Genomic DNA, 15,736 nt, shown 5'->3' with positions numbered 1-15,736 from the left:
TTGTTTTCCTCCTTTGTGGTGTTAGCGGAAATTCCTCCCACATAATCCGGACCTCGTCCGGTTTCAACCGAAAGACGATTAGTCTTCGATTGTGATACCCATACTACGGGCAGTACCTTCTACCATCTTCATTGCAGCTTCAACGGATGCAGCGTTCAGGTCAGGCATTTTTTGCTCAGCGATTTGACGAACAGCGTCACGCTTAACAGTAGCCACTTTCTTCTTGTTAGGCTCGCCGGATCCTTTTTCGATCTTAGCAGCCACGCGAAGCAGAACAGCAGCCGGTGGAGTTTTCGTGATGAACGTAAAGGAACGATCTTCAAACACCGAAATTTCAACCGGAATGATCAGACCAGCTTGATCAGCAGTACGTGCGTTGAATTCTTTACAGAATGCCATGATGTTGACACCCGCTTGACCCAATGCAGGACCTACTGGAGGAGCCGGGTTCGCTTTACCTGCAGGAATTTGCAGTTTCACAATCTTGATAACTTTTTTAGCCATGGTTGACACCTCCTTGCATCAATAGTGGTAGACGGACGCGTATTTACGCCCTCCCACAAGAAACCTGAAGAATCAGATCTTCTCCACTTGAGTATAATCCAACTCCAGCGGGGTTTCCCGTCCAAACATGTTGACGTGAACTTTCAACTTGCTCTTTTCAGCCAAAATCTCTTCCACGGAGCCCACAAAATTCGCAAAAGGACCAACCTTGATACGAACGGATTCCTTGATGTCGAATTCGATCTTCGGTTTCGGCTCTTCCATGCCCATATGCTTCAGAATCTGTTCCACTTCTTCCGGAAGCAAAGGCGTCGGTTTAGAACCGGACCCTGTCGAACCAACAAAACCGGTCACTCCTGGCGTATTGCGGACAACATACCAAGAATCATCGGTCTGAATCATTTCGACCAAGACATATCCCGGGTAAACTTTACGCATGACGGTTTTTTTCTTGCCGTCTTTGTTTACGATTTCTTCTTCCATCGGAACAAGAACGCGGAATATTTTGTCCTCCATGCCCATGGACTCGACACGTTTTTCCAAATTGGCTTTGACTTTATTCTCATACCCAGAATAGGTATGAACTACGTACCATCTTTTTTCCATATCAAGCCACCTGGGACCCTTCTAAATTATCGCTTCGATCACAGCGGAAATACCGATGTCTACAACCCAAAAATAAATCGTGACAAACACAATGGTGCCGAGAACAATGAGAGTATAGTTCGTCAGTTCTTTACGATTGGGCCAGCGAACTTTTTTAAGTTCCGCCCAGCTTTCAGAGAAAAAGGAAAACAGAGACTTGAAACCACGTTTCACGCCGACTACACCTCCAAAAGAAAACTATCTGGTTTCGCGATGAGGAGTTTGCTCGTTACAGAACTTGCAAAATTTCTTCATCTCCATGCGGTCGGGGTGATTTCGCTTGTTTTTGGTGGTTGTGTAGTTTCTTTGTTTGCAGCTTGTACAAGCCAAAGTGATAATTACCCGCATGATGTGCACCTCCCGAAGACGTCCTTCTTTGTCAGAAGAATCGATATTGATCCTAGTAGAAACAACCTTATTCTCATCGAAAACCGGTTATTTCTGCGAGATGAATAAAACCGTTGTTCCAAAAGCTGTAACAACGATCCATTCATAAAACACGCGAATTTAGGCCTACCTAAAACACTTTATCACAAGGGTAGCGCCATTTCAAGCCTTTTTCTCTCTGATTGCGGGCTGCAATAAATGCCATTGCCAGCTAAACCAGGGAATAAGTCCCCGGCTTATCGTACACCTTCCGCTGTAAAAAACTGTGGCGTTTCACAGTCTTTGTCCATCTTGCATAGCATTTAGCCTATATCCAGTATGTTCAATCTTCCAACAGATGAAACACCAAATATTACACATAATGCGAAAATGGACATCTCTGAATTGCTTCCTATCACGTCTGCCGTCAAAAGATCATGGCGGTAAAGCATGCAAAGATCCTTCACCGGCCATCCCGAAATACGATGCTCCAATTAAAAAAAGGCTCTGATTGAGCCTTCTGCTTCTTGTCCGACATTTGCTTTAATTATCCCTGACCTCCAGATAACGCTCAAGCTTTCGCTTTACCCGCTGAAGGGCATTGTCAATCGATTTCACGTGACGCCTCAAATCTACCGCGATTTCTTGATAGGAACGACCGTCCAAATAAAGCATCAAGACTTTCCGTTCCAGATCGCTTAAGATCTCTGACATCTTGTCTTCCAGGCCGACAAACTCCTCTTGATTGATGATCAGTTCCTCCGGATCGCTTACCGCTGTACCACAAATGACATCCAGCAGCGTACGGTCCGAATCCTCGTCATAAATCGGCTTGTCCAAAGAGACATACGAATTGAGCGGAATATGCTTCTGTCTCGTAGCGGTCTTGATCGCCGTAATGATCTGCCTGGTAATGCAGAGCTCGGCAAAGGCCTTGAACGAGGACAGCTTATCCCCTTTAAAATCACGAATTGCCTTGTACAGCCCGATCATGCCTTCCTGGACGATATCCTCCCGGTCGGCGCCAATCAGAAAATAGGAACGGGCTTTAGCACGTACAAAATTCCGGTACTTATTGATCAAATACTCCAGCGCCCCGCTGTCACCCTCGCGGACCGCCTCGACAATGTCTTCATCGCTTATCACATCATACCCTGACAACATGACTTCCTTGAGGTCCACACTCAATAGAATCCCTCCGGCCCGGAACGCACGGTAGCCCGTCACTCGCTTGAAATATATGACAAGTATATATGATGTCTACTAGACCGTCAACCACGTTCTACCTAAAATAGACCGATAATAACATTTAATGTAAACTATTTCGTAGATTCATATATTGTTTCATTTTCCAAATGAGCCGACCTTTCGTCCCTCATGGTGTAAAACTGTGTTACTCTCTTCGCCAGCGCTCGAACGCCTGTCTCACATCCGGCGGCAGCTTCCCGTCAAGCGTATTTCTGCTCTTGGTATGCTCTTTCGTAATCTTCTGCTTCACTTCCCGCTCGCTCTGCTCGACCTCGCTCAGCAATTCCCGGGCGGACAGCCGGAGTGCTCCTCTAGCAAAAATGACGTGCTGCTCGATTAAATCGCTGGTCGCCACATAAATTTTACGCCGTCGATGGCTAAACTCGCCGACAAGCCGCTCAATGCACTCATCGGCGGTTTCCTTCTCTTTCGTAAAAAACACCTGCACCTTGCCTTGCGTGTAGGATTTCCCCAAGCCGGGGACCCGGTACGCGTCAAAAATCACCACGACTCTGAGGCCTGAATACGCTTGGTAATCCGCTAATTTCTCAAGCAGCAAGTCTCGCGCTTCGTGCATGCTGCTGTTGGCAAGCTTCGCAAGATGCGGCCAGCCGCCGATCATGTTATAACCGTCGACCAGCAGCACATCCCGCCAATCAGCCATCATCGCTAACCTTGCAGGCGGCGACGGCGAAGCACTTCGTACATGACGACGCCTGCGGCAACCGAGGCGTTAAGCGAATTGATTTTTCCGGCCATCGGCAGTTTCACAAGCACATCGCATTTCTCGCGGATCAGACGCCCCATCCCTTTATTCTCATTGCCGATAACGATGGCGACCGGCCCGTCGAAAACCTCGGTATCATACAATTCCTGAACGGCATCGACCACGGTTCCGACAACCCACACGCCCATTTCCTTCAGCTGATCGATGGTTTGGCCCAGATTGGTCACTCTGGCTACAGGCACATACTCCACCGCGCCGGCCGATGTTTTGGATACCGTTGCCGTTATCTGCGCGGATCTGCGCTTAGGCAATATGACGCCGTGAGCGCCCGTGCAGTCGGCCGTTCGGAGAATCGATCCCAGATTATGCGGATCCTCGATCTCGTCCAGAAGCAGCAGGAAAGGCGGCTCGCCTTTTTCCTCCGCCGCCTTCAGCAAATCGTCCACTTCCACATAAGCGTAGGGTGCCGCCTGGGCAACCACGCCTTGATGCTGGACTCCCGGAACCATCTGATCCAGCTTCCGTTTGTCCACATGCTGAACGACGATGCCCAGCTTCTTCGCTTCCGCGATGATCGGCAGGGTCAGATGCTTTTGCGCGTTTTCGGCAATCCATATTTTATTGATCGTGCGTCCGGATTTGAGCGCTTCCGTGACGGAATGCTTACCGGCTACTACTTCCTCTTCTTGCATCATGTAGGTCTCCTCCTGCATATCAGCCGGCGTCCCCCTCGCTTGGGAAAAACCGGCTGTATCGTTTCATGTTGATGCCTATATTGCCACACGGTTTATTTAACGGACCCCTCGATAAACTCGATGCTCTTTCCGATGAGTTCACGGAGACGGTCCTGCTCTCCCGCATAATATAAATACCCAACCAGCGTCTCGAATGCCGTTGCATGCCGATATTCCAGCACGTCGGCATTCTTCGGTATGCTGCCTGATTTGGCATTGCGCCCCTGACGCACCACATCGCGCTCTTCTTCCGTCAGCTCCGGATCCAGAAAAGCCAATATCCGGCTCTGCGCCTTCGCCGAAACGAAGCTCGTGGCCGAACGGTGCAAGTGATGGGGACGGAGATTGGCCCGTGATATCAGAAACTGCCTCACCGCCACCTCATAAATGGCATCCCCGATATAAGCGAGCACGATGGGCGGGATTAAACGGGCCGGCTTCGACGGCGGAAAATCAAACCAGCCTACTGCAGGATCCTGATGCTTATCCCCGCTCATTTACGCCGCCAGCGCATGCCCTGCGCCGTATCCTCCAGCACGATGCCTTCGTCCGCCAGCTTGTCGCGGATTTCGTCCGCTCGGGCCCAGTTTTTATTCTTGCGGGCTTCGACACGTTCGGCAATCAGCGCTTCAATTTCCTCATCCAGCAATTCATCCATACCTGTGTTCACGATGCGGAGCACGCCGTTCATTTCGTTGAAAGCACGCAGCACTTCATGCAGATCCGCGGCAGGAATCGATGCTTCCTTCAGCAGCTGATTCGCCTCGCTGGCCCATTGGAACATCGCGGTGATGGCGTCCGGCGTGTTGAAATCGTCCTGCATTTTCTCGTGAAATTCGACAAGCACGGCCGATATTTTGTCGGCTACGTCCTGGCTGACTTGATCGTCCTTGGAGCCGATCGCCGTGCCCAATCGATGTTCGACGTTTGCCGCCGCATTCGCGAGGCGTTCCACGCTGTTCTGTGCCTGTTCCATCACCTCGTCGCTGTAATTCAGCGGGTTGCGGTAGTGGGTGGACAACATGAAATAGCGCACGGCTTCTTTCGTATATTGTTCGCGAAGTTCCTTAACCAATACGCCGTTGCCCAGCGATTTCGACATTTTCTCGTTGTTGATGCGGATATATCCATTATGCATCCAATAGTTCGCGAGCGGTTTGCCCGTCAATGCCTCGGACTGCGCCACTTCGCATTCATGGTGCGGGAACTGCAGATCCTGGCCGCCGCCGTGGATATCCAAGGTATCCCCGAGATAGCGGCGAGCCATGGCGGAGCACTCGATATGCCAGCCCGGGCGGCCGTCGCCCCATGGACTGCTCCAGTAGATCTCTCCCGGTTTCGCGGCTTTCCACAGCACGAAGTCCTCCGGATTTTCCTTTCGTTTATCCACTTCGATCCGGATCCCGAACTGCAGCTCATCGAGGTTCTGCTGGGACAGCTTGCCGTAGTCGTCGAACTTGCGGGTCCGGTAGAATACGTCTCCGCCGTTCTCATAAGCAAAGTCGCGATCAATGAGCTCCTGGATGAATTCGATGATGCTCTCCATATTGTCCGTTACCCGCGGATTCAATGTCGCTCTGGGTATGCCGAGACCGTCCAAATCCTCGTAATAGGCGCTGATGAACTTCTCCGCAACCTCCGGAACGGTCGTCCCGGTTTGCTCCGCTTTCCGAATCATTTTGTCATCCACGTCCGTGAAGTTCACCACGTAATTCACGTCGTTGCCCTGATTCTCGAAGTACGCCCGAACCACGTCGAAAAAAATCATCGGGCGGGCATTGCCGATATGGATATAGTCGTACACGGTAGGACCGCATACGTAGATCTTTACCTTTCCGGGTTCCTGGGCAACAAACGTTTCTTTCATGCGGGTTAGCGTGTTATAGATTTGCAGTGCCATATTGTATCATCTCAATCCTTTCGTTCCATCGCTTATTGTCTTTTACTTCAAAGCCTGCGTAACGCATTGATTCATGTTGAAGATGATGTATCGAAATCGCTATATGAAGTCAGGCTATGCATCGTCCAAGGCATCCAAGGTTATGGGAGTTCTTCTATTCTTCCTTGGCCGAAGACACGACAGCCTCGGAAACCACCGCTTGATGCCGGCTTCCCTTGCTCTCATCCAGCTCCGCCCGGAGCTGATCGATCTCCTTCTGCATCGAACGGAGCGTATCGACAATCGGATCGGGCAGGTTCGTGTGATCCAGCCGGTCGCGCACCCGCTCCCCGTTCTGTTTCACGACTTTGCCGGGATTGCCGACAACGGTGCTGTTCGGGGGTACGGGCCTTAATACGACCGCGTTGGATCCGATGTTACAGTTATCCCCAATCGTAAAAGAACCTAGCACTTTCGCTCCGGATCCGATGACCACGTTGTTGCCGATGGTCGGATGCCGCTTGCCTTTTTCCTTACCGGTTCCGCCAAGGGTCACCCCCTGGTAGATCACCACGTCGTCTCCGATCTCGCAGGTCTCTCCAATGACAACCCCCATGCCATGGTCGATGAACAGCCGACTCCCGATACGGGCGCCCGGATGAATCTCGATGCCTGTCATGAACCGGCTGATCTGAGATATGATCCGTGCCAGCGTATACCACCGCCGCTTAAATAATGCATGAGCCACCCGGTGCGCCCACAGGGCGTGAAGTCCCGAGTAGGTGAATACCACTTCAAAAAGTCCCCGGGCGGCCGGGTCATTCTCGAACACTGTCCGAATATCCGATTTCATCTGTTTAAACATGAACGCTCCCTCTTTCCCCTCTTCCAATCGCGCATGCAACTTGCTATCCATCGTTATTCCTGTAATAAAAAACGCCCCTGCAGCTTATCGCTGCAGAGGCGCTAGACCGCGGTTCCACTCTGCTTCGAACCGGCACAAGACTCCTCCCTTCGTCAGGGACGGATTCTACCGATTCTCTTCATGTCATTAACGGCAGACGACCGGCATGATCTAACGATTGCGTTCGCTTCAACCATGCAGCTCACAGGTGCATTTCCGCTGCAGGCGACGGGACAACTCTCAGCCGGCAGATTCAAGTGGTTCTTGTCTTCTGCCGATTGTCCTCTCTGGAACGTGCCTGTTTTACGCGTACTTCTCCTGATCGTAGCTTTTTAAACGTTTATAGTTGTTGATCCAGACTTAATAAATGACCGCGTGGCTCACTAGAGACGCTGCGCTGACGGATTGTGCTTCCGATCGCTGTTGCCCTCCGATTTCTTTAACGATATTAATTAGGTTGAAATCGGAAGGCTAAGGCGAACGCTTCGCTTCTCCAGCACAATTCCGTCCTCTCCGCTACTTCCCTGTATGAGTAAATGCACCATTTAATAAAACCCTAAGATCAAAGAATATTTCACTTCTAGTTTGGTGTAATTATAACTGATGATATACGGGCTGACAAGGAACGTTTATTGCGGATGCCGCCCGAGTTATGCGCCCTTGATCTGGGAACGCAAACGGTCAAGCACGCGGTCCCTGCCAAGCAGCCAGATCGTCTGGTTCAAGTCGCGGCCATGGGTTTGTCCCGTCAGGGCTACGCGGATCGGCATGAAGAGCTGTTTGCCCTTAAACCCGGTCTCCTTCTGGACTTCCTTGATCATGGCGGCGATCTTCTGCGCGTTAAACTCATCGGACTGTTCGATCTTCGCCAGGAATGCGGACAGTACGGCAGGCACCTGCTCGCCGCCCATCACTTCGATCCCCTCGGCATCCAGCTCCAGGTGCGTGCGGAAGAATACTTCCGACAGATCCACGATATCCGAAGCCGCCGTCATCTGCTCCTGATAGAGCGCCACGAGCGCGCGTGCCCATTCCTCCTGCTCGGCCGTAAGCTTGGACGGCAAACGGCTGGCTTTCTGCAAATGCGGAATGGCCAAATCCGCGATCCGGTCCGGATCCGCGTTCTTAATGTACGTGTTGTTCATATGAGCCAGCTTGTTCGTGTCGAATACCGCCGGGCTCTTGGACAAGCGATGCTCATCGAAGATCGAGATCAGCTGCTCTTGGGAGAACACTTCCTCTTCCCCTTCCGGAGACCAGCCCAGCAGCGAGATGAAGTTGAACAGCGCTTCAGGCAAATAACCAAGCTGGTCATACTGCTCGATGAACTGGATGATCGATTCGTTGCGCTTGCTCAGCTTCTTGTGATCCTCGCCCACGATCAGGGTCATATGCCCGAACTGAGGGGGCTCCCACCCGAAGGCTTCATAGATCATCAGCTGACGCGGCGTATTGGAGATATGATCCTCCCCGCGCAGCACATGGCTGATCTTCATGAGATGATCATCCAAAGCTACCGCGAAATTGTAGGTAGGAATGCCGTCTTTTTTGACGATGACGAAGTCGCCCGTCTCTTTGCTGTTAAACGAAATCGTGCCCTTCACCATATCGTCGAACGTGTAGACGCGGTCTTCCGGCACGCGGAAGCGGATGCTCGCCACGCGGCCTTCGGCCTCAAGCGCCTGGCGCTGCTCTTCGGTCAAATCGCGATGCTTCCCGGAATAGCGCGGCGTTTCGCCCCGAGCCATCTGCTCTTCCCGCTCCTGCTCCAGCTCTTCCTCCGTGCAGTAGCAGCGGTAAGCAAGCCCGCGATCCAGAAGGTCCTGCCAATATTGTTTATAAATATCAAGACGCTCGGTCTGGCGATAAGGTCCGTACTCGCCCCCGACATCCACGCTCTCGTCCCAATCCATGCCCAGCCACTTCAAGTACTTCAGCTGGCTCTGCTCGCCGCCTTCCACGTTGCGTTTCACATCCGTATCCTCGATGCGGATAATGAATTTCCCGTTGTTCTTGCGGGCGAATAAATAATTGAATAATGCCGTTCTGGCATTGCCGATATGTAAATGTCCCGTTGGACTCGGTGCATAGCGCACGCGGACTTCTCCGGTCATTGTAACCCCTCCGCTTCCCTATTCTACAAAGTTTCCCAGTTCAAAAACTCCCTTTTTGAACGCATACTTCAAGATGATAGCACACCTTTTACAAGGCAGACAACCGACTGCGCGGCGATTCCTTCGCCCCTGCCGGTAAACCCGAGCTGCTCGGTGGTGGTCGCCTTCACGTTCACCTGATCCACCTCGGCATCCAGCGCTTTGGCGATCACTTCCGCCATTTGCGGAATGTATGGCGCCATCTTCGGCTTCTGGGCAATAATCGTGGAATCGATATTACCAAGTCTATACCCGCGTTCCTTCGCCATGACCCATACCTGTTCCAAAAGCTTCAGGCTGTCGGCGTCTTTAAAGGCAGGATCGTTATCGGGAAAATGGCGTCCGATGTCGCCAAGCCCCAGCGCCCCCAGGATCGCGTCCGTCACGGCGTGCAGCAGCACGTCGGCGTCGGAGTGCCCGAGCAGACCTTTGTCATGCGGAATCGTGACCCCTCCGATGATGCACGGCCTTCCTTCTACGAGCTGATGTACGTCAAACCCTTGTCCTACTCGAATCATTCCATGTCCTCTCCCTTACGTTTCTGTAAAAAAGCCGCATATTCCAGATCCTCCGGCGTGGTGATTTTGATGTTGCTGTATTTCCCCTCCACCACGGTGACCGGATGCCCTGCCCGCTCCATCAGCATGGCGTCGTCGGTGCCGGCAAATCCCTCCTTCGCCGCAGCTTCATGCGCGGACAGCAGGTCGGAAAGACGAAAAGCCTGTGGGGTCTGGACGGCCCACAGACTTTGACGGTCCGGGGTACCTGTAATCAGCCCCTTACCGTTCACCTGCTTAATCGTATCCTTCACGGGAACCCCGAGTACCGAGGCGCCTTCGCGGATCGCCGCATCGCGGCAGGCTTCAATTTCCTCTTGCGTTACGAACGGCCTTACGCCGTCATGTATCATTACCCATTCTGAAGAGATTTGCTTGATGCCTTGATATACGGACTGTTGTCTCTCGCTTCCGCCCGGGATTACGGCAGACACCTTATCCAAACCGTATTCCTGCACCCAGGACTGGCAGCGAGAAACATCATCCATCCCCGTTACAAGCACAATTTCCTGCAGCCATGGTATCCGGCTGAATGCTTCAAGCGTATGAACGATAATGGGCTTACCGTCCAGAACCAAGTACTGCTTGCTCTCCCGGGTGCCCATCCTCGTTCCTTTTCCCGCCGCTACGATGACGGCGCCGAAGTTACTCATCACACACCAAACTCCTGTCTCACCCAAACGCCACAAAAGGACGAATACCGGATATGTATATCCCCATCATACCCCTTTACTGGGCTTTTTCCAACAGTTTTGGTTTCGCGAAGATCATCCGGCCCGCCGAGGTTTGCAGTACGCTGGTAACCAGCACCTCCATCATTGTGCCGATATACTCGCGTCCGCCCTCCACTACGATCATCGTGCCGTCATCCAGATATGCGACGCCCTGACCATGCTCTTTGCCGTCCTTGATTATCTGCACCAGAATTTCTTCCCCTGGCAGAACCACAGGCTTCACCGCGTTGGCCAGGTCGTTAATGTTCAACACCGACACGCCTTGCAGCTCGCAAACCTTGTTCAAGTTGAAATCATTCGTGACCACTTTGCCTTGAAGCACTTTGGCGAGTTTCACCAGCTTGCTGTCCACTTCGGATATCTCCTCAAAGTCGCCTTCGTAGATAAGCACCTTTACATCCAGTTCCTTCTGGATTTTGTTCAAGATATCAAGCCCGCGCCGGCCGCGATTTCGCTTCAGAAGATCCGAGGAGTCCGCAATATGCTGAAGCTCCTCCAGGACGAATTCGGGAATGACAATCGTTCCTTCAATAAATCCGGTTTTGCAAATATCTGCGATCCTGCCATCAATAATAACGCTTGTATCCAGAATTTTATGTTCCTCCACGCGCCGGCCTTCCGGCTCGGCGGTTTGGCTCCACTTCCCCGACATCCATAGGGAAGCCAGTTCATCCTTCTTCTCCAATCCAATGCGTAAACCGATGTAGCCGCCGAGCAGGGTGATGCCGACCTGCAGCAGCTGCCCTGCTTGTCCGAGCAAGGATAGCCCCGGTGAGAGCAATAAAGACAGCAGCAAACCGCTCAACAATCCCGCCGTTCCCGCGGCCAGCTCATTCATCGGGATCCGGGAGAACGAAGAGATCAGGCTGTGCAGCCATCTCGTTACCCGATCCGCCGACAGCACGCCGATCATGCCAAACAATAATCCTCCAAGCACCGCGAAGGCCCCGCTTCCCGCTGCAAATATTCCTTGTCCAAACATAGGCGAGAGCCCTGAGAAAGACCGTTCCATTGTATGATATAACGTATACCCGCCCCATGCTCCGCATAATACCGTAAATGCTAAGATAGCTTTTTTTAACATGAGCTTCCGCACACCTCCTTTTTATACCTGATAATCTTGGCTTCTATTTCCAGTATGGTCCAATTTACAAAGTCGTAATCGTGCCGATTGAAGTTTTTCTTATAAAGTTTCCGGATGGGATGACCTGCCTGTTTTTACCTACACCCATCAGGCTTTGACGTGTACTGACATCGACCTCACAACTGGAATTGACCGCCTTTACACGCCTGAAACTGGTTGAAATCGGCTGAAGTAGTGGAATATAATGAACTCAATTCATAATATCGAGGTGGATGTATAAATGAGCGCTCCTAGTTTACAGGCTTTTCAGGACCAAGTTTCCGAATTGTTGCTCCGTCACCGCAGTCTCTTGGATGTTCTGTCTAAAAATGGTCAAAGCAATGCTTCAGTCAACCGGGCCGTCACCAAGGCCATCACAGAATGCGGATGCATCGAGCTCCACGCCACGAAGCAAACCTTCGATATCGGCGCTGATCTCGAATCAGCCCGGGAATTGGCAGGCACGCACGTCGAAGGCCATCTGTGCGAGAATTGCCGCGAAGCGGTAAGCACCGAGCTTGGCCGCAACCTATTTTATATGTCTGCCCTTGCGAATCTTCTGGACATTCAACTGGATGAGGTTGTTGTCAAGGAGTCGCAGAAATGCTCCACATTGGGTCTCTTCAACCTGTCGTAAAAGCCGCTTACATACCGAAACGGACCTTAACGGCAAGGTGCTCCATGCATACAAAAAAAGCATTTATCTCGCTGCTCCTCGCAGGGAAATAAATGCTTTTTATTTGGATATATGTCCTTGCATCCGTTTACCGGTCCGAAGACTGATAGGCTTCATCGGAATTGCGGTCATCTTTTTTGCGACGGTTTTTACGGTTAAGCCTGCGGAAATTCTGCTTCAAGCCGTAACCAGCATACAACACCAAAGGCACGAAGATCAGCATGGAGGTCTGCTCCGGAAAGAACACGGCTACCATCACGGCGCCAATGATGACCAAAGGCGTAAATTTAATCGCTGTTTTCGGAATGCCGATCTTTTTGAAATTCGGGTACTTGACTGAGCTAACCATGAGGTAAGAAAGCAATAGTACGGCAAAAATCATATAAGGTGCTGTAATCTCTTCATGGAACAACGCCAGGGTGGCGAGCACGCCTCCCGCTGCGGGGATCGGCAGGCCGATAAAATATCCCGGGATGCCCGGACGAACATTGAATCTTGCAAGCCGCAGTGCGCCGCACATCGGAAATATGGCGGTCACTGTCCAAGCCAATGCGGTATTAATATCCGTAAACGCTACGGTATACATAATAAGTGCCGGTGCTACGCCAAATGAAATCACATCGGACAAGGAGTCAAGTTCCTTGCCGAATTCGCTTTGGGCATTCAAGGCCCGAGCTACCCGACCATCCAGTCCGTCAAGGAGCATGGCAATGATAATCATAATGGCAGCCATACTCGTTCGACCTTCCGTCGCCAAGATGATACCAATCATTCCGAGAAACAGATTACCTAAAGTAAACATGTTCGGAATTGATTTCGTCATTTTTATATTCACCTCGTTCATGTACGTTCGAACATCGATTGTAGGGCTTTTAGATTTGTCTGTCAATGAATACTTGTTCCTGCAAGCGTTTCAAGCCTTCTTTGATGGTGCGTGCCCGAACCTCGCCGATCCCGTCTACTTCATCCAGCTCATGGATGGAAGCGGTCATAATGCTGGATAAGTCATGGAACTGGTCCACCAGGTTGCGGATGATCACATTCGGAAGGCGCGGGATTTTGTTCAAAATCCGGTAACCGCGCGGCAGTATTTCTTCCTCCGAAGCAGCGGCGGAAGCCGGGTATCCAAGAAGCCGTACGATATGGTGAATGTCCAGCAGCTCCTCATCCGTTGAACGCTTGAGCGCGAGAATGATCTCGCGGATCTTCTCCTCGCTGTACTCCCGGGCATAGTCTGCATACAGCAGCCAAGCCTCCTCCTCCATATTGCTCACAAGCTCATCCATCTGCATGCTGATCAGTCGGCCTTCGTTGCCGAGCTCGTTGATATAGCGCTTGATCTCCTTCTTGATGCGGAGCACCATCTCGACCCGCTGTATGACGTTCACGACTTCCGGGATGGTGACCAGCTCTTCGAATTCGGATGCCGAGAGGTTGGTCAGCGATTGGTTAAGCACCACGCGGTATCGCTCCAGCGTCTGTATGGCCTGATTCGCCTTGGTTAAGATGACGCCGATTTCCTTCAATGCATACCGCAGCGAGCCTTGGTACAGCGTAATAATGTTACGGCGCTGCGAGATGGACACCACCAGCTTGCCGGTCTGCTTCGCCACCCGCTCCGCCGTTCTGTGCCGTATCCCTGTCTCGATGGAAGAGATCGAGGAATCCGGGATCAGCTGGGTATTTGCATATAAGATTCGTTTTAAGTCTTCACTCAAGATGATGGCGCCGTCCATCTTAGCGAGCTCGTATAAATAGTTTGGCGAAAAATCGCAGTTAATGGAGAAGCCGCCGTCGACAACTTCCATTACCTCCGGGCTGTAGCCTACAACGATCAGGGCGCCCGTCTTCGCCCGCAGCACGTTCTCCAGTCCGTCGCGAAACGGCGTTCCCGGTGCTACCAGCTTCAGCAAATCATTCATTTTGTCCAGTTGGCTCGTTTCTTTCACCTTCGTATGCCCCCTAATCTAACGCAACCGCTAATGCATCTGCAACGGTGTTGACTCCGATAATTTGTATTCCTTTCGGATGCTTCCATCCCTTCAAACTCTTCTCCGGCATGAGAACGCGCTTAAAACCCAGCTTCTCGGCTTCTCTTACCCTCTGCTCCGCTCTTGAAACGGCGCGAACCTCGCCGGTCAGCCCCACCTCGCCAAAAATAACGTCGTACGGCTTGGTCGGTATGTCGCGGAAGCTGGATGCGATGCTGACCGCAATGGCCAGATCCACCGCAGGTTCATCGAGCTTCACGCCGCCCGCTACGTTCAGGTAGGCGTCTTGGGTTTGCAGGTACATCCCCATCCGTTTCTCCAGCACGGCAATGATCAGGTTCATGCGGTGATGGTCCACCCCTGTGCCCATCCGGCGCGGTGACGGGAAGTGCGTCGTGGAGATGAGCGCCTGCAGCTCTACCAGAACCGGGCGCGTACCCTCCATGCTTGCAACTACGGTCGAACCCGCTACGCCCAAAGGCCGTTCGGATAAAAAGAGCTCCGATGGATTCCCGACTTCCCGAAGCCCATCCTCACCCATCTCAAAAATGCCAATCTCATTCGTCGAACCGAAACGATTCTTCACCGCGCGAAGCAAGCGGTAAGTATGATGACGCTCTCCTTCAAAATAAAGCACACAATCCACCATGTGCTCCAGCATCCTTGGACCTGCAATGGCGCCTTCTTTTGTCACATGTCCGACAAGGACGGTCGCGATGCCTTTCACCTTCGCCAGCCGCATAAAGCGGGCCGTGCATTCCCGAACCTGGGATACGCTGCCCGGCGCGCTGGTTACCTCAGGCAAGTACACCGTCTGAATGGAGTCGATGACAACGAAGCCAGGCTGTACGTTCTCAATGGCTTCCTCGATCGATTCCAGATTGGTTTCGCAGAGGACAAACAGCTCCGGGGACAGCGCCCCGAGCCGGTCAGCGCGCAGTTTGGTCTGGCGCACGGATTCCTCACCGGAAATGTACAGAACGCGAATGCCGTTCTGGGCCAGTCGGTTGGAGGCTTGAAGCAGGAGCGTGGATTTCCCGATGCCGGGATCGCCGCCGACTAGCACGAGCGAGCCCGGGACCAGCCCGCCCCCGAGCACCCGGTTCAATTCCGCAATGCCCGTCTGGATTCTGGGTTCTTTACCGCTTTCTATATTTATGATCGAAAGGGGTTTTTCTTTACTATGAAAAAGAGGGGAATTCATCCCCTGGGTCTTGATTACCGTCTCGGTCTCCTCTACCATGGAATTCCATGATTGGCAGCCCGGACATTTTCCGAACCATTTGGGCGCTTCATAGCCGCATTCGGTACAGAAAAATTTCGTCTTAGTTTTTGCCATGTGAGTCTCCTTTATGTCGCGCATCATTTGTCGGATTCCGTAAAACCCTGCAAAATCAGGCATTACTCAAAGTTTACCATTTCTTATAATTCAACGTAAAGGTTAATTGGAAACTTTACGCGGGATGAAATGGATTTGTTTCAAATTTGAAGGAGC

General features: G+C 52.0%; 18 protein-coding genes. 1 reads left to right on the top strand and 17 read right to left on the bottom strand.

The genetic code is table 11. From position 1 onward, the window contains the following. Positions 1 to 78: 78 nt before the first annotated feature. The 14 genes from rplK to RB297_RS30095 all read right to left on the bottom strand — a co-directional run bounded on the left by rplK (position 79) and on the right by RB297_RS30095 (position 11,535). Positions 79 to 504: a 50S ribosomal protein L11 gene (gene rplK / locus RB297_RS30160; RefSeq protein ID WP_006212938.1), complete on the bottom strand. Its 426-nt coding sequence runs from the start codon at positions 502 to 504 to the stop codon at positions 79 to 81. A 72-nt stretch (positions 505 to 576) separates the two neighbouring features. Continuing rightward, positions 577 to 1,110, bottom strand: a complete 534-nt coding sequence (nusG, locus tag RB297_RS30155) for a transcription termination/antitermination protein NusG (protein ID WP_006212939.1) — start codon at positions 1,108 to 1,110, stop codon at positions 577 to 579. A gap of 21 nt (positions 1,111 to 1,131) precedes the next feature. Then, complete coding sequence (gene secE, locus RB297_RS30150; RefSeq protein WP_006212940.1) at positions 1,132 to 1,323, bottom strand: preprotein translocase subunit SecE; 192 nt, start codon at positions 1,321 to 1,323, stop codon at positions 1,132 to 1,134. 24 nt (positions 1,324 to 1,347) lie between these two features. Further along, positions 1,348 to 1,497 (bottom strand): 50S ribosomal protein L33, encoded by a 150-nt coding sequence (gene rpmG / locus RB297_RS30145; protein WP_006212941.1) that lies wholly within the window; start codon positions 1,495 to 1,497, stop codon positions 1,348 to 1,350. Between the two features lie 561 nt (positions 1,498 to 2,058). Then, positions 2,059 to 2,703 carry an RNA polymerase sporulation sigma factor SigH gene (gene sigH, locus RB297_RS30140; RefSeq protein WP_006212942.1) on the bottom strand — a complete coding sequence of 215 codons (645 nt, stop codon included), beginning with the start codon at positions 2,701 to 2,703 and terminating at the stop codon, positions 2,059 to 2,061. A 205-nt stretch (positions 2,704 to 2,908) separates the two neighbouring features. Then, on the bottom strand, positions 2,909 to 3,427 hold the full coding sequence (locus tag RB297_RS30135) for an NYN domain-containing protein (protein ID WP_036662755.1): 519 nt from the start codon (positions 3,425 to 3,427) through the stop codon (positions 2,909 to 2,911). Between the two features lie 5 nt (positions 3,428 to 3,432). Further along, positions 3,433 to 4,185 carry a 23S rRNA (guanosine(2251)-2'-O)-methyltransferase RlmB gene (gene rlmB, locus RB297_RS30130; RefSeq protein WP_096777192.1) on the bottom strand — a complete coding sequence of 251 codons (753 nt, stop codon included), beginning with the start codon at positions 4,183 to 4,185 and terminating at the stop codon, positions 3,433 to 3,435. Between the two features lie 92 nt (positions 4,186 to 4,277). Then, positions 4,278 to 4,721 carry a Mini-ribonuclease 3 gene (locus RB297_RS30125; RefSeq protein WP_009591968.1) on the bottom strand — a complete coding sequence of 148 codons (444 nt, stop codon included), beginning with the start codon at positions 4,719 to 4,721 and terminating at the stop codon, positions 4,278 to 4,280. After that, positions 4,718 to 6,124 carry a cysteine--tRNA ligase gene (cysS, locus tag RB297_RS30120; RefSeq protein WP_096777177.1) on the bottom strand — a complete coding sequence of 469 codons (1,407 nt, stop codon included), beginning with the start codon at positions 6,122 to 6,124 and terminating at the stop codon, positions 4,718 to 4,720. Before cysS ends, RB297_RS30125 begins: the two co-directional genes overlap by 4 nt. A gap of 154 nt (positions 6,125 to 6,278) precedes the next feature. Beyond that, positions 6,279 to 6,968, bottom strand: a complete 690-nt coding sequence (cysE, locus tag RB297_RS30115) for a serine O-acetyltransferase (protein ID WP_375122061.1) — start codon at positions 6,966 to 6,968, stop codon at positions 6,279 to 6,281. A gap of 689 nt (positions 6,969 to 7,657) precedes the next feature. Further along, positions 7,658 to 9,121: a glutamate--tRNA ligase gene (gene gltX, locus RB297_RS30110; RefSeq protein ID WP_192570476.1), complete on the bottom strand. Its 1,464-nt coding sequence runs from the start codon at positions 9,119 to 9,121 to the stop codon at positions 7,658 to 7,660. 68 nt (positions 9,122 to 9,189) lie between these two features. Then, positions 9,190 to 9,678, bottom strand: coding sequence for a 2-C-methyl-D-erythritol 2,4-cyclodiphosphate synthase (ispF, locus tag RB297_RS30105; RefSeq protein WP_009591976.1), 489 nt, complete (start codon positions 9,676 to 9,678; stop codon positions 9,190 to 9,192). Further along, positions 9,675 to 10,370: a 2-C-methyl-D-erythritol 4-phosphate cytidylyltransferase gene (gene ispD, locus RB297_RS30100; RefSeq protein WP_375122060.1), complete on the bottom strand. Its 696-nt coding sequence runs from the start codon at positions 10,368 to 10,370 to the stop codon at positions 9,675 to 9,677. Before ispD ends, ispF begins: the two co-directional genes overlap by 4 nt. Positions 10,371 to 10,446: 76 nt before the next feature. After that, positions 10,447 to 11,535, bottom strand: a complete 1,089-nt coding sequence (locus RB297_RS30095) for a PIN/TRAM domain-containing protein (protein WP_015737636.1) — start codon at positions 11,533 to 11,535, stop codon at positions 10,447 to 10,449. A 280-nt stretch (positions 11,536 to 11,815) separates the two neighbouring features. Between RB297_RS30095 and RB297_RS30090 the strand changes: the two genes are divergently transcribed. Then, complete coding sequence (locus RB297_RS30090) at positions 11,816 to 12,211, top strand: nucleoside triphosphate pyrophosphohydrolase family protein (RefSeq protein ID WP_009594665.1); 396 nt, start codon at positions 11,816 to 11,818, stop codon at positions 12,209 to 12,211. Between the two features lie 127 nt (positions 12,212 to 12,338). Here the strand turns inward: RB297_RS30090 and pssA are convergent, their stop codons facing one another. From pssA to radA, 3 genes are read right to left on the bottom strand one after another with little or no spacing between them, the layout of a single operon-like run. After that, entirely contained in the window at positions 12,339 to 13,073 is a 735-nt protein-coding gene (gene pssA, locus RB297_RS30085) for a CDP-diacylglycerol--serine O-phosphatidyltransferase (RefSeq protein WP_228468840.1), read from the bottom strand. A gap of 49 nt (positions 13,074 to 13,122) precedes the next feature. Continuing rightward, a complete protein-coding gene (disA, locus tag RB297_RS30080; protein WP_009594677.1) occupies positions 13,123 to 14,199 on the bottom strand; it encodes a DNA integrity scanning diadenylate cyclase DisA in 1,077 nt (358 codons plus the stop codon). Between the two features lie 13 nt (positions 14,200 to 14,212). Then, complete coding sequence (radA, locus tag RB297_RS30075; RefSeq protein WP_009594669.1) at positions 14,213 to 15,580, bottom strand: DNA repair protein RadA; 1,368 nt, start codon at positions 15,578 to 15,580, stop codon at positions 14,213 to 14,215. Between the last annotated feature and the right edge of the window lie 156 nt (positions 15,581 to 15,736).

This window comes from Paenibacillus sp. CR_12 (assembly GCF_041953985.1).
GTDB lineage: Bacteria > Bacillota > Bacilli > Paenibacillales > Paenibacillaceae > Paenibacillus_AQ > Paenibacillus_AQ lautus_A.
Note: the sequence above shows the minus strand (reverse complement) of the source record. Positions and strands in the feature narration are given on the sequence as shown.